At 34.9% G+C, this 14,573-nt stretch carries 13 protein-coding genes; 4 read left to right on the forward strand and 9 right to left on the reverse strand.

Translation table 11 applies throughout. The annotated features are described in order from the left end of the window. Window positions 1-415: 415 nt before the first annotated feature. The 4 genes from BCI01S_RS12230 to BCI01S_RS12245 form a co-directional block, all read right to left on the reverse strand. Window positions 416-2,755 (reverse strand): AAA family ATPase, encoded by a 2,340-nt coding sequence (locus BCI01S_RS12230; RefSeq protein WP_061798908.1) that lies wholly within the window; start codon window positions 2,753-2,755, stop codon window positions 416-418. 238 nt (window positions 2,756-2,993) lie between these two features. After that, window positions 2,994-3,137, reverse strand: a complete 144-nt coding sequence (locus BCI01S_RS12235) for an acid-soluble spore protein N (protein WP_016205356.1) — start codon at window positions 3,135-3,137, stop codon at window positions 2,994-2,996. A gap of 64 nt (window positions 3,138-3,201) precedes the next feature. After that, a complete protein-coding gene (locus BCI01S_RS12240; RefSeq protein WP_031540139.1) occupies window positions 3,202-3,333 on the reverse strand; it encodes an FbpB family small basic protein in 132 nt (43 codons plus the stop codon). Window positions 3,334-3,550: 217 nt separating this feature from the next. Next, window positions 3,551-4,048, reverse strand: coding sequence for a redoxin domain-containing protein (locus tag BCI01S_RS12245; protein WP_053215744.1), 498 nt, complete (start codon window positions 4,046-4,048; stop codon window positions 3,551-3,553). A 467-nt stretch (window positions 4,049-4,515) separates the two neighbouring features. Here BCI01S_RS12245 and BCI01S_RS25935 point away from each other — a divergent pair, with 467 nt between their 5' ends. Continuing rightward, window positions 4,516-4,653 (forward strand): hypothetical protein, encoded by a 138-nt coding sequence (locus BCI01S_RS25935; protein WP_235844492.1) that lies wholly within the window; start codon window positions 4,516-4,518, stop codon window positions 4,651-4,653. Window positions 4,654-4,668: 15 nt separating this feature from the next. Next, complete coding sequence (locus BCI01S_RS25940) at window positions 4,669-4,908, forward strand: hypothetical protein (RefSeq protein WP_235844493.1); 240 nt, start codon at window positions 4,669-4,671, stop codon at window positions 4,906-4,908. Window positions 4,909-5,394: 486 nt separating this feature from the next. On the opposite strand, the gene BCI01S_RS12255 is transcribed toward BCI01S_RS25940, so the two are convergent. Further along, a complete protein-coding gene (locus BCI01S_RS12255) occupies window positions 5,395-6,327 on the reverse strand; it encodes a manganese-dependent inorganic pyrophosphatase (protein ID WP_061798909.1) in 933 nt (310 codons plus the stop codon). Window positions 6,328-6,564: 237 nt separating this feature from the next. Then, window positions 6,565-7,899, reverse strand: coding sequence for a type I glutamate--ammonia ligase (glnA, locus tag BCI01S_RS12260; protein ID WP_061798910.1), 1,335 nt, complete (start codon window positions 7,897-7,899; stop codon window positions 6,565-6,567). A 422-nt stretch (window positions 7,900-8,321) separates the two neighbouring features. Here glnA and BCI01S_RS12265 point away from each other — a divergent pair, with 422 nt between their 5' ends. After that, window positions 8,322-9,542, forward strand: coding sequence for an aminotransferase-like domain-containing protein (locus tag BCI01S_RS12265; RefSeq protein WP_061798911.1), 1,221 nt, complete (start codon window positions 8,322-8,324; stop codon window positions 9,540-9,542). Next, window positions 9,542-10,525: a D-2-hydroxyacid dehydrogenase gene (locus tag BCI01S_RS12270; RefSeq protein ID WP_061798912.1), complete on the forward strand. Its 984-nt coding sequence runs from the start codon at window positions 9,542-9,544 to the stop codon at window positions 10,523-10,525. The genes BCI01S_RS12265 and BCI01S_RS12270 overlap by 1 nt, the downstream gene beginning before the upstream one ends. 68 nt (window positions 10,526-10,593) lie before the next feature. Here the strand turns inward: BCI01S_RS12270 and BCI01S_RS12275 are convergent, their stop codons facing one another. From BCI01S_RS12275 to acnA, 3 genes are all read right to left on the reverse strand, one after another. Then, window positions 10,594-10,983, reverse strand: coding sequence for a rhodanese-like domain-containing protein (locus BCI01S_RS12275; protein ID WP_061798913.1), 390 nt, complete (start codon window positions 10,981-10,983; stop codon window positions 10,594-10,596). A gap of 82 nt (window positions 10,984-11,065) precedes the next feature. Further along, a complete protein-coding gene (locus tag BCI01S_RS12280) occupies window positions 11,066-11,614 on the reverse strand; it encodes a GNAT family N-acetyltransferase (protein WP_061798914.1) in 549 nt (182 codons plus the stop codon). Between the two features lie 176 nt (window positions 11,615-11,790). Continuing rightward, window positions 11,791-14,496 carry an aconitate hydratase AcnA gene (acnA, locus tag BCI01S_RS12285; protein ID WP_061798917.1) on the reverse strand — a complete coding sequence of 902 codons (2,706 nt, stop codon included), beginning with the start codon at window positions 14,494-14,496 and terminating at the stop codon, window positions 11,791-11,793. Window positions 14,497-14,573 lie beyond the last annotated feature (77 nt).

Here is a 14,573-nt window from a genome sequence, read left to right on the forward strand (position 1 = left end):
ATTACGTTTATTTTTCTCCATTCACTCTCAGAAAACAAAGAAATGCCACCCTTCTAAGCTCTCCCCACACCTACAACTATGTCCCTTCTAGCGACTAACATTGAATAGATAAACAAATCGACGCATATTTTTTACTACTTGTTGTCACCGTGATTATCATGGATGGTCCTTAATCACAGCAATTTGTTAATTATTTGAATAATTCAGGATAAGTTAGGAAAAAACAGTAAGGTAAAAACCACATAAGAAACGCCTGTAAATCCCTATATACCAAGGTTTATGCTGTAATTGTTTGACACTTATCCTTTTTTTCATTGGTTAACGAGACCCCGATCATATCGATATCAGCATAATACAATTCTATATCCCTTCTGGAGATAAAGTAATTAATTGTCCATCCATATTCGTCCCCAGCCTATTCATCGATTTTCTTTTTCTCTTTTAGCACACTTTCGATATCCTCAGCAGTTATTGTAGAAACATCTGCATCTATTCCTTGTTCCAATTGTTCAGATAATCGTAAAGCCTGTAATTGAACTGCTTCATCGATTAAATTAGTTGCAAATCGTCCATTTCCGTCTGTAGAAACAGTCGGCAGCATATTTTGCAGTAATTGGATTGCATCAGTTGATAATAAATAATCGTATTTACCCGCATATAACTGCATGATTTCAACTAATTCTGCTGCAGAATAATCTTCAAAATGGATAAACTTTTTAAACCTTGACGTTAATCCTGGATTGCTTTGTAATAGAGTATTTGTTTCATTCGGATATCCTGCGAGAATAACAACTAAATTCTCATTGTGCTTTGTCATTTCCATGACTAATGTATCAACGACCTCTTTACCAAAATCCTGACCGCTATTTCCTACTAAGGAATATGCTTCATCGATAAATAGCACCCCGCCAAGCGCTTCTCTTATTTTTTTTCTTGTCTTGATAGCTGATTGACCAACATAGCCGGCAACAAAGTCAGCTCTACTTGTAACAACTAAGTGACCTCTTTTTAATATTCCGCAATCCTTAAGAAACTGGGCGTATAATTTAGCAACAGTAGTTTTACCGGTACCTGGATTTCCCGTGAAGACAGCGTGCAATTGAATAGGCAGATTCTTTTTGGCTTTAGCCTGTCTTAATTGCTGCACTTTAACAAGCGCAATAATTTTTTTTATTTCCTCTTTTACTTTTGACAAACCAATCAATTCATTAAGCTCTTTTGCAGGATCAATTTGTTTGTCCTCTTCTTCACAAACAAAATCAGCTTCTTGCAATAGTGTATATTTAAATATTTCTTGTTCGTTTGCTTTGCGAGAGCCTTTGCTGAATATTGCATCCAGCACAATATTACGAACAGCTCGAGCATTTCCAAAGCTCTCATCAACTTGTTCTCTCTCAAGCCTTTTTAGCAATGCCTTTTTTCCGTCCTCTGTCATGACATAGTCATTCGCAGAAGCAATTCTTTCTCCAATCACCAATAATTCCGATGGTGTATAATCAGGCAAATGAATCATATTAGAAGCAGGAAACCGACTTCTTAAACCATGATTCCCGTCCAAAAATTGGCGCATTTCTTCAGGATATCCCGCTAAAATGACAGCAAATTTACCACCAAATTCTGAACCTGTCATTAAAGATACAAGAGTATCTATTGCTGTTTGGCCATAATCATTTCCAGACTGACCCTCTCTTTTTAGACTATAGGCTTCATCGATAAATAAGACACCGCCAACCGCTTGTTTTACAACAGAACGGACATTTTCCTCTGTTTGGCCCATAAAGCCGCCGATTAATTGAGAACGGTCAGTTTCCACTACTTCAGCGCTTGGCAGTACGCCTAATTCATGATAAATTTTTGCCATCAACCTTGCCAAAGTAGTTTTCCCAGTACCTGGATTTCCAGTAAAGATCATATTCAAGCTTAATTCATCTTGAATATTATAACCTAGCTTTTTCCGAGATTTTTGATAATGCAAAAATTGATAAAAATCATGAACTCTTTTTTTTACAGCATCTAACCCAATCATTTGCTGCAGTTCTTCTAAAGAGGAAAGAGTCTTGTTGTCTTCCTCATCCTCTTCTACAAATAGACTTGTCCATTCATCTTTTAATTCAGTCAGTTCTTCAATTAATTTTTTTACACTCTCATAATAAATCGATGTGTGAAAAACACCACTAATAGACTCTTCATACTCTTCAGCTGATTTTAATAACTGAGAAGTTTTCTCCATTACCTTTTGTAATAACTCTTCAATTGCTTCATATTTTGCAAGAGCTTCCACATTTTCATATAAGGAGGCATTTTTTTTCTGATTTTGCAGATGGGCAGCTTCCTCATCCATCTGTTCTAAAAACGAGCGGCAATTATTAATATATTGCTCAGCGATTTTTCGTTTGGCGGTCCGATTATCCGTTTCGCGAATATTAGGAAAGACCAGTGAATCCAGTAAGCCGCTGAAATTTTTCCAATCGAATTGGGAAAGGTATTTTTGAGCTGTTTTATTCTCTTCATCCAGCTCAATCGCTTTATTTAGCCAGGCAACTGCGATCGTATCTTCTTGATTGATGTGCATTCTTGATAAGGCAGCAATCGTTAATAACTGAGAGATTTCTTTTCCATTCTCAGCCTCAGTTAATTTTTGTATTTCATTTAAAATTTTCTTTTCATCCTGTACAAATCCATGTTCTTCAAATTCCTTTTCTATCAGGAAAATTTCTGGATATTTTCTATTTGTAATTATTTTCTCGTTATTCAATACATTCACATCTCTTAATAAATTTAATTCCTTATTAATACTAACATATTCCTTCTTTTTCGTTAATGATTATGTACTTTTCACACTGTGTTAATCTAATAACCATTAATATATGCAGGATGCAATATACTATCCCTGAAAATGTGTAACTCAATTATAAAAAACAAAAAAGCAATAGCCTCAATTAAAAAAGAAGCCATTGCTTTTTATTCTTCTTCCTTTATTCCATTGGAAGGATTTATTCGCCCTTTGTTTGTATTACTTGAGCATGTTGTCCTGATTTATCCTGCATTTGCTTTCCTTTGTTCCCGCCGAAGCTTCTAGATTTAGTTCCAATATGACTCGGTACAAAGTGTTTGCTGTCTTTTTTAGGATTACTCATCATATCATCTCCTTCTACCATAGTTTGTTCAAAAGAACAAGTAGAATTGATGGTAATTTCTACATTAACGAGCTTTTTTCAAATGCTTTCTTTCTAACCGTTCCTCAATTTTTTCAATCGCTTCTCTATCCTTTAGTAATTGCATTTTATTTTCTAATACAAGTTCCTGAAATGAACGTTTACGAGGTTTTCTCATCTTTATTCTCCTTTAATAAGTATTTTGTATTTCCATATTTCCCAAAAAATTAGATAATTATTACAATAAAAAGAAATAATCTTTAAATCTATTTGAAAAGTTTATTTTTTCAGAAAATAAACAAGGCGTGCACTCCTTTGTTACATTTGTAATTATAGTATATGTTATACCCGTTGTAAAGCGCTTACAATGTTAATTTTTTGTGAACTTTACTCTGTTAGTCTTTTGTCATTTCCATCATTTGTTGAAGTGTTAACATAGTGAAGCCCTTTTTAATAATAATTCCATCTTCATTAAGAAAAAACGTTGTGGGAATACTTAGAATGTCATACTGATTTGAAACCATATCGTTATTATCTATTAAGATCGGGAATGTTAAATTTCTTTCCTTCACAAACTGTCTAACTCCCTTTTCATTTCCACCATCCACATTCACCGCTAGAACAATCCAGTGATCTTGCTTTTTTTTAGAAAAAGTTTCTATATCAAGCATTTCTTTTTTACAAGGTGGACACCAAGTTGCCCAAAAATTTATCATGACTGATTTTCCTCTATAATCAGATAAGCGCACTGTCTTTCCATTTAAATCTTTCAGTTTAAAATCTGGTGCTTCCTCCCCAATATTTAAACCAGTGTTTGCTTCTACATTAGTGGACATAATAAAGAAAAAGCTAGAAAAAACCATGAATATAATAATAGTTGTTTTTAGTGACACTATGCCCTCCTCCTCTTATTTGATAAAGTATTTTTTCTAAATTCTATTGTAAACTTACTTATAGATTAACCAATTTATTTATATTTATTAGTTTGAGTGCGTAAAATTAGTTGAGTTTATAACAGAAATATGATTTGCACTCTAGTTATAGTGGCAGTTTTTTGAATAGGTGTTTTCTCTTTTGGAGCAATACATTCATTATTTCCACCATTTCTATAAAGCGTTGTTGAGCGACTTGCAAAGTGCTGGAACGCAATATTTACCTAACTATCTCTAGTGGTTACAGTCTTTTGAAATTAAAAAAGGTTTTAATTTTCGATAAACGAGGAAAGTAAAACTTATTCCAGCGTGTCAAAAATTTAATTGTACAACAGTTGAAATATTGAAAAGTACTTAATTAAAAAACCTGTTTTATGTTGAAACAATAAATGAGAAATGACGTCCAATTAAATGAGGAGGTGAGGTTTATGAAAAAAACTGTTCTGTTTATCATTTCCACTTGTCATTTATTCGGTTTATTTGCATGTTCTAACCAGAATAAGCAAGCAGATGATCAAAAAATCGTTAGTATAAATGAGCAAGTCAATGAGGAAAAAAACAAATAAGATGTTAGACAAGTTGTGTGGGAGCAATTATCATTAGAACAAAAAGAATTAATTGATTGTACTTGGAAAAATGGAAAGGTCTCTAAAATTACTTTAAATGATAATATGATGACACAAGTGGAAGCAAAGTCATACGTTGGGAAAGAAGTCTATTTAATTGATTTTCCTACCAAAAATAAATCGATTCCAAATAATATAATTATCTATGCTGATTTAATTACATTTGACTACATTGGCAATGGTCTTGTTGATTAATACACTTAGAATATAATCCCTAAAGTTGGTAGATAGAGGGATGGGCGATGAAGCCCTTTTATTTTTATTAAATAACAATGTTAGTGGAAAACAGCAAGAATTTATATACATCTTTTGCCCTAAAAATTTTTCTCCATATCTTTACCTTTTTTATTCATCTTCACTCACTGTCTTCCAACTAATTTGCTTCTTTTGATGGAAAGGATAAAATATCAAAATTTATATATACTGTGGGGACACACCTAGTTTATAATCTTCACACTACTACTTGTAATATAAAAGCATTAAGTATCACAATAAGCAGATTTTATCTTAGTAGCTGAGACACAAGAAACCCAACCAAATATAAACCCGAACAATCATATGTAGACCAATAAAAAAGACAGATCCATTCACCATGCGAACAGACCTGCCTCTTATCCTCTATTTCAATTGTTTGCTTTCCAAATCAGTACCATGTGTTAAAAAGATTATTTAAACAAGTAATTATAGCGCTTCAAAAGTCTCTGTTAAAACTGGTACGATTTGTTTTTTACGAGATACGACACCTTTTAATAATGCGCTATTATTTTCTAATGATACATTAAATGCCTTCTCTACTGTTTCTGCTTTATTGCCTAAAGCAACACCAACAGAATCGTTATTTAAAATATCCGTTACGACAAGCAAGAATAAATCTAATCCTTTTTTGTCGATGATTGCTTGAATAGACGTTTCTAATTCAGCTTGTTTGGAAATGACATCATTTGTATCAACTGCATTCACTTGTGCAATTTCTACTTTATATGTACCCATTGTAAATTCTTTTGCATCGATGCTTAATAATTGATCAACCGTTTTATCACTTAAATCAGCACCAGCTTTCAGCATGTCTAATCCGTACTGTTCTGCATTTACACCAGCAATTTCTGCTAATTCCTTGGCAGCTTGTACATCTTGGTCTGTGCAAGTTGGTGATTTAAATAATAAGGAATCAGAAATAATAGCTGAAAGCATTAATCCAGCAACTTCTTTCTTGATTTCTACATTATTTTCTTTATACATTTTATTTAATATAGTTGCCGTACAGCCTACTGGTTCCGCTCGGTAGTATAAAGGATCACTTGTCTCGAAATTAGCGATACGATGGTGATCAATTACCTCTAAAATCGTTACATCTTTAATGTCTTCCACACTTTGCTGGAATTCATTATGGTCTACCAAGATAACTGAATTAGCTTCTGAAGCTGCCTTTTCAATAAAACGAGGAGCTTCTGTTTTAAAATAATCTAATGCAAACTTTGTTTCTCCACTAACGTCACCAAGACGAACAGCTTCTGCTTCTACTCCAAGTGCCTTTTTTAATTCTGCATACGCAATCGCAGAACAAATAGTATCCGTATCCGGATTTTTATGACCAAATATCAATACTTTTTCCATTTAGCAAATCTCCTTATTACAATAATCTGATGACGTATCCATTCTGTTTCATACATCCTTCTTTATTTTATCATAACTTACCGGAATTTAAAGAAAAGAACATAAAAAAGAATAGGCAATTCCCCTATAGACATTATGAATATTACCCTTAATGCTTGAATAAAAAGAAAAACTGCAAATCAACAACCCGAAAAGGAGGTTATTTGCAGTTTTGGAATCTTCTATTTAACTTGTAAATTAGAATTTATATTGATAGTTTTCAATTTCCCAAGTATGGATTGTTGTTCGGTAGCTATCCCACTCTTCTTTCTTAGCAGCAACATACTCAGTGAATACATGCTCTCCAAGTGTTTTAAGACCAATTTCTCCTGCTTCGAGTTCAGCAATTGCAGCTTCTAATCCACCAGGTAAACTGTCAATTCCAAGTTCTTCACGACGCTCATCTGTCATATGGAAGATATCTTCGTTAATTGGTGCTGGTGCTCTTAAACCTCTTTCCACTCCATCTAAACCTGCTGCAGCAATAACAGCAAATGTTAAATATGGATTAGATGATGGGTCTGGACAACGAAGCTCCACACGAGTAGCCATTCCACGTTTTGCAGGAATACGGATTAATGCAGAACGATTGGATGCTGACCATGCTAAGTAGCAAGGTGCTTCATATCCTGGTACTAAACGCTTATAAGAGTTTACTAGTGGATTGGTAACAGCTACGAAACTCTTAACATTTTCTAAAACACCTGCAATAAATGAATAAGCTGTTTCAGATAATTCTAAATCATCGTTCGCATCATAGAAGCAATTTTCTCCATCTTTAAAGAATGACATATTAACATGCATTCCTGAACCATTAATTCCGAATACTGGTTTTGGCATAAACGTTGCGTGTAAACCATATTGAGAAGCGATTGTTTTCACAACCCATTTATATGTTGTCGCCAAGTCAGCTGCAGTTAATGCATCTGCATATTTGAAGTTAATCTCATGTTGACCTTCTGCTACTTCATGGTGAAGTGCTTCGATAGTGAAGCCCATTGCTCTTAATGTTTTGAAAATTTCAACACGGACTTTTTCTCCTAAATCCTTTGGTGATGGTTCAAAATAGCCGCCTCTATCCCCTAATTCTGTAGTTGGATATCCATTTTCGTCGGTTGCAAATAGGAAGAATTCTAACTCTGGGCCGACAGAAATACTATATCCATTTTCAGCAGCACGATCCACTGTTTTCTTCAGAACATTACGAGTATCACCTTCAAATAAAGATCCATCAGGATTTGTTACAGAACAAAGGAACCGCGCTTCTGAATATCCTTCTGTTTCAGTCCAAGGCAAAACTGCGAATGTGTTTAAGTCTGGTAATAAATAAGAATCTGATTTGTTAATAGGAGAAAATCCTTTAATGGATGAACCGTCAATCATGATTTTTCCTTCAACAGCATCATCTAATTGTTGAGCAGTAATTGTAATATTTTTTAAAATTCCTTCAATATCCACAAATTGTAGATGTAATAATTCTACATTTTTTTCTTTTACAATACTTTCAATTTTCTCTAATGTAATTTCACTCATGTTAACTTACCTCACAATTCATGTTCTATTATCTAACTTGATTTCATTATAAGAAAAAAAATCTGTTAAAACAATGTTTTTTTTAAATTTTTTAAAAATTTTATTAGGTAGCGTTTACATTTATTTCTTTGTGAATTTTCCTTTTTTCACATATATCATGTTAGATAGTTGCTGTAATTTTTGTCGAATGATGGTCAAATGTAAGATTATTGACCGAAACAGATATTTGCCAATATGGATAGCGATAAGAGAAACTTATTATAAAAATAACAAAATTCCGAATATTCGTTATTTAACTATGTTTTTATCGAGCTTTCTCTTGTTTTCTCTCATTTTTAGGCATTTTTAATATTTCCCATCACGAAATAAATAGCTTATATTCATAAATAAAGCTTTTAATTAATTTTTGGACGGTGATATGCATGCAATTATTAAAACCTTTTTCCTATAGTAGAAGATTTCCTAACATCGAGGTAATTGGTTCCGCCTTTGCGGGTAATCAGGATAATCTGATCCCCTTATCATTTGGATTTCCGGCACCTGAATCACTTCCGGTTGATAAAATGACCGCTGCTACAGAAGCTGCCATGCAAACACAAGGAAGATATGCATTAGCTTATAGTGGTGGAGCAGGAGTGAATGATGTAATTAACTGGATTAAAGAAAGATCAAAGTTACGCGAGATAAAAGCCAAGGAGAATGAAATACTTGTAACTGCAGGCAGTTCACAGGCAATAGATTTAGTCACAAGAACCTTAACCGACCCTGGTGATGAAATATGGGTAGAAGCACCTACATTCTTCGGCGCACTGAAAACATTTCAGTTGGCAGAAACGAAATTAACTTCTTTCCCTATTGATGAAAATGGCTTAAGAGTCGATTTAGTGCAACAGGAATTAAGCGAAAGAGTTAAAAATAATTTACCACTCCCTAAATTAATGTATGTTATACCGAATTTTCAAAATCCCGGAGGAGTTAATCTATCAGTAGACAGAAGAAAACGCCTTGCCGAATTAGCATACGAGTATAATTTCTTTATTATCGAAGATGATGCCTATGTTGAGCTTTCTTTTGATGGAACATTTTCTCCAGCTATTTATTCGTACGGGCCAGAAAGAGTCGTTTACTTAAGTACTTTTTCCAAAATAATCGCCCCAGGTTTACGACTCGGCTGGGCTATTGGCTTAACGGAAATCATCGAAAAGATGCGGATTTTAAAAATCGATGGGTTAACAAGCGTTTATGTTCAAGAGGTAACAAAAAATTTACTTGATCAAATCGATATGGATGAACATATTAGCTATTTAAATTCCCTTTATTTATCGCGTAAAAATGCTATGGTTTCAGCGATAAAACAATATTTTGGTAATGATGTTACCTTTCATGAAGCAAATGGCGGATTTTTCCTTTGGATTACCTTCCCTTGCCATATTGATACAAGTGAATTTATTGATGCTGCAGCATCAGCCGGAGTTTCCTATATCGCTGGTAAGCATTTCTTCTTAAAAGATGAAGGATATAATCATATGCGATTAAGCTTTACATTCTGTCAGGAGGACATCATTGAAGAAGCCATTAAACGACTCGCAAACATTTATTATGAGTATGTAAATAGCAAACAAATAATTGAGGGAGTAAATTAATGATTAAAAGGAAATTAATTCCGAAAATTTATATCCGGCGAACTATTCCACAAAAGTATTTAGATAAAATAAAATCCACTGGAGGAGAATATATAGTAGATCCATGGCAATATGGGGAGCCCGAACCGCCAATAAGCCAAGATATTAGTGGTTGCAATATTGTCTTGACTTTGGGATTAACAGATTCATTAGCCATCACTAAACAAGCGCCCTATCTTAAATGGGTGCAGTCTTTAAGTGTTGGCTTAGATGCACTTTTAACAGAGGAAATCAAAAAGAATGATATCGTCATTACGAATACAAAGGGATGTACTTCTGTTCCTATAGCAGAGCATACAATTGCAATGATGACTGGTTTAGCGAGGGGAATTTCTTATATGATTCGGAATCAGTTAAATCGAAGGTGGACATCTACCCCTATAACTGATCTTTCAGGGGCAACCGTTGCGATTATTGGTTATGGGGAGATTGGCAAGCAAATCGCAAAACGTGCTAAAGCACTTGATATGTTTGTGATCGGCTGCAAAAAAAGACCGTCCATACGTGCAACTGACGATCCTGCCGATAAAATTGTTGGGCTTGATCAGCTAGAATCAGTGATGGCAGAAGCTGATTTTTTAATTCTAGCTTTACCTTCAACGCCAGAAACGTACCATCTTATTAATAAAGAAAAATTAGAAAGCATGAAAAAAACTAGTTTTTTAATTAATATCGGAAGAGGAAATACAATTGTGGAAGAAGAGCTCATTAATCACTTAAAAGAAAAGAAAATTGCAGGTGCAGCTCTTGATGTCTTCGAAACAGAACCTTTACCACCGCAACATCCTATTTGGCAACTGGAGAATCTGATTATATCACCACATAATGCATATTTTTCTCCCAATACTCTTGAGCGCTACATGGATTTATTTTTGGAAAATATCGAGCGCTTCAAAGAAGGCAAAGAACTTTTGAACGTCGTCGATAAACAATTAGGTTATTAAAAAATAAGGAAATACAATTACTGCCGATAAACATTTGTTTACCGGCAGATTTAACCAAATATCTTATATTATACTGTTTCAAAGCCCTCTTTTTTCCAAGCGGTAGTTCCACCCTCAATGAAGACTACATCTGTGAAGCCCATTTGCTTTAATAGGTAGGCACCAAGTGACGCTTGTCCTCCAAGACCACATGTAACAATAACTGGACGGTTGCGATCCGCTAATTCTGGATCTCTCAATTCTTCTGGTAATTCCAAATCTGCGCGAATTGGCAGCATTCCTAAAGAGATGTTAACGGAACTAGGAATTAAACCACAAGCACCGGCATCTGTAGCATCTTGAACATCAATTATGTAAGTATTAGGATTTTCTTCGATTTTCTTTTTCGCCTCAACGGAAGAAATACCTTGAACATTTTTTCTAGCCTCTTCTACCATTTTTCCAAAAGTTAATGCCATATCTTCATCACTCCTTTATTATCTAACATATACATAGTAACAAAGTTTATTCTAAATTACTAATGAATCGTTTTCCATACCTTTAGGAGAAAAATCGAGACATTATAATGGTAGAATAATATTCTCCGTTAGTTAATCGTTTATCTTTTTTTAAGACTCCTTCTATTTCAAAGCCAAATCGTTTATATAGTTTAATCGCTTTTTCATTTAATTCTATAACCGATAATGTCATTTTTGTAATATCATTTTCCGCTCCCCAATTTATGGAAGCTTCTAATAAATGGCTACCTATTTGATATCCCCAATATTCCTTTAAGACAGCAATACCGAATTCCACTTTATGCTTAAGACGCCGCAAGTTAGAACCCTCACAGCGAGAAAAGCCAATAATTTGCCCATCTTCTCTCTCTGCAATTAAAAACAAATGATTTGGCTCTTCGCAATCTGAGCGGATTAAGTGTATAAATTCTTTTTCAGTAAGTACTCCCTCTCCAGGTTCGCGATCTAGAAAAGTTGTTTCTCCATCTATCTGTAACCTAACACTAGCAAGCTGTTCTGCATCACTTTCCTCCGCACTTCTTATTATATAAGGAAGCTTATTCACATCATAGCGTACAGGAATTATTTTCATAAAATAGCTTTCTCCTTAAGTTATAGTTTTTGATTAAGTAAAATGGACTATTAGAGAGAATGACAAAAACTCTCTCTATAAAGAGACTTTTTTACTAACTTGTGAGCAAAGAAATTTACCCAAATATTAGAAAAATAATGTCAACTTTAAATAGTGAGAGTTTTTCTCTTAATCTATTAGTTTTTTAATTTATCACGTAATACCATTGGTAAAATACCACCATGACGATAATAATCAATCTCTACTTCTGAATCGAAACGTACTAATGCTTCAAATGTGATTTTCTTACCATCTTCCGTAGTAGCTGTAACTTCTAGGAAATCACGTGGTTTAACTGTTTCATCTACATAAACATTGAATGTTTCTTTTCCAGTTAATCCTAAGCTTTCCGCATTCTCGCCTTCTTTAAACTGTAATGGAAGTACTCCCATTAACACTAAGTTAGAACGATGAATTCTTTCGAAGCTTTCTGCGATAACCGTCTTAATGCCTAACAGATTTGTTCCTTTTGCAGCCCAGTCACGAGATGATCCCATTCCGTAATCTTTTCCTGCAATAACCATTAAGCCAGTTCCTTCGTCTTTATACTTCATACATGCATCATAAATGGAGGTAACTTCCCCAGTTGGCCAGTGCGTAGTGAAACCACCCTCTGTACCTGGAGCAATTTGGTTACGAATACGGATATTCGCAAATGTCCCTCTCATCATTACTTCGTGGTTACCACGACGAGAGCCATATGAGTTGAAATCACGTGGCTGTACACCATTATCTTTTAGGTACTTACCTGCAGGAGTATTTACACCAATGGCACCAGCTGGAGAAATATGGTCAGTCGTTACAGAATCACCGAATTTCCCTACAACTCTTAAGCCTTTTAATGGTAATACTTGCTCTGGATCAGGTTTTAAGCCCTCGAAGAATGGCGGGTTTTGAATATAAGTAGAAGTATCATCAAAGCTATATAAAGAATCGCTGCTTGTTTGAATTTCATTCCAGCGTTCGTTATCATCAAATACTCTTTCATATTCTTTATTAAATAGTTCAGGTGTAACTGTACGATGAACTACTTCATTTACTTCTTCTGTAGATGGCCAAATATCCTTGAAGAATACATCATTACCATCCTTATCTTTTCCAATTGGTTCTTTTTGCAAGTCAATATCAACAGTACCAGCAAGAGCATATGCAACAACTAATGGCGGTGAAGCTAAATAGTTTGCTTTTACTAGTGGGTGGATACGTCCTTCAAAGTTACGATTACCAGATAGCACACTTGTTACAAGTAAATCAGAATCAGCAATAGCCTTCTCGATTTCCTCGCGAAGCGGACCAGAGTTACCAATACATGTAGTACATCCATATCCTACAAGGTTGAAACCAATTTGTTCTAAATAAGGAAGAAGACCAGAATCTCTTAAATAGCCAGTAACTACCTTTGAACCTGGTGCTAGAGATGTTTTCACAAACTTCGGTACTTCCATTCCTTTTTCGACTGCTTTTTTCGCAACTAAGCCTGCACCAACTAATACATATGGATTCGATGTATTTGTACAGCTTGTAATTGCGGCGATAGCAACAGAACCTGTTTTCATTGTAGTAGAATCCCCATTTGCAAAGTTCACTACTACTTCTTTATCAAATTCGTCTGCTTTTAAGCCAAACCCTTGGTTTCCTTCTGGAGCTGTTACAGACGCATTGAATACCTCTTTCAATTTAGAAAGTGGAATTAAATCTTGAGGACGCTTTGGACCAGAAAGATTTGGCTCAATTTCTGCTAAGTCAATTTCTACAACATCCGTATAAACCGGTTCTAAGTTTGGATCAAAGAATAAACCGTTTTCCTTACAGTAAGCTTCAACCACATTAATTTGCTCTTCAGAACGCCCAGTTAGTCTCATATAAGCTAAAGATTCATTATCAACTGGGAAGAAACCGCATGTTGCTCCATATTCTGGTGCCATATTCGCAATAGTTGCCCGATCAGCAAGTGGTAATTGCGGCACACCAGGTCCGTAGAATTCAACAAACTTTCCAACTACTCCTTTTGCACGAAGTACTTGCGTTACCTTTAAGGCTAAGTCTGTTGCAGTAGAGCCATTTGGCATTTCGCCAACAAGTTTTACCCCTACAACTTCTGGAACTGGAAAATAAGAAGGTTGTCCTAACATACCTGCTTCCGCTTCGATACCACCAACACCCCAGCCAAGAACACCGATACCATTAATCATCGTTGTATGAGAATCAGTACCTACTAATGTATCAGGGAATGTTTCATACTCGCCTTCAGCTGTTTCATTTACATGTACTACATTTGCTAAATATTCTAAATTCACTTGGTGAACAATACCAGTTGCAGGCGGAACAGCACGATAGTTATCAAATGCCTTTTGCGCCCAGCTTAAAAATTGATATCTTTCTGCATTTCTTTCAAATTCTAATTCCATATTTGCTTTTAATGCATCCGGAGTTCCATATTTATCAACCTGAACACTATGGTCGATAACTAAATCAACTGGTTTCTCTGGATTAATCTTACTAGGATCTCCCCCTAGGTCAGCCATTGCTTTACGTAAAGATGCAAGGTCAACCACCGCAGGAACTCCTGTGAAATCCTGGAGGATTACCCTCGAAGGTTTGAATGGAACATCAATTTCCTTTACCTCATCTGTTCCCCATTTTGCGAGGTTTTCTACATGCTCTTGTTTAATAACAAAATCATCCATTTGTCGCAAAACAGATTCTAGTAATACCTTGATAGAGTACGGTAATTTCGATACTTTACCGATCCCAGCTTTTTCTAATGCTGCTAATTGATAGTAGTGATAACGCTTCCCACCCACTTCAAACGTTTGGCGGGCATTATAAAAATCTTTTGCCATATGTATTACCCCCTCATTGTAATCATATACCAAAAATAGAAAAATAGTCGAACAATTTGATCTCTATTATCTATTTA

The organism is Niallia circulans NBRC 13626, from assembly GCF_001591585.1.
Taxonomy (GTDB): Bacteria; Bacillota; Bacilli; order Bacillales; family Cytobacillaceae; genus Niallia; species Niallia circulans.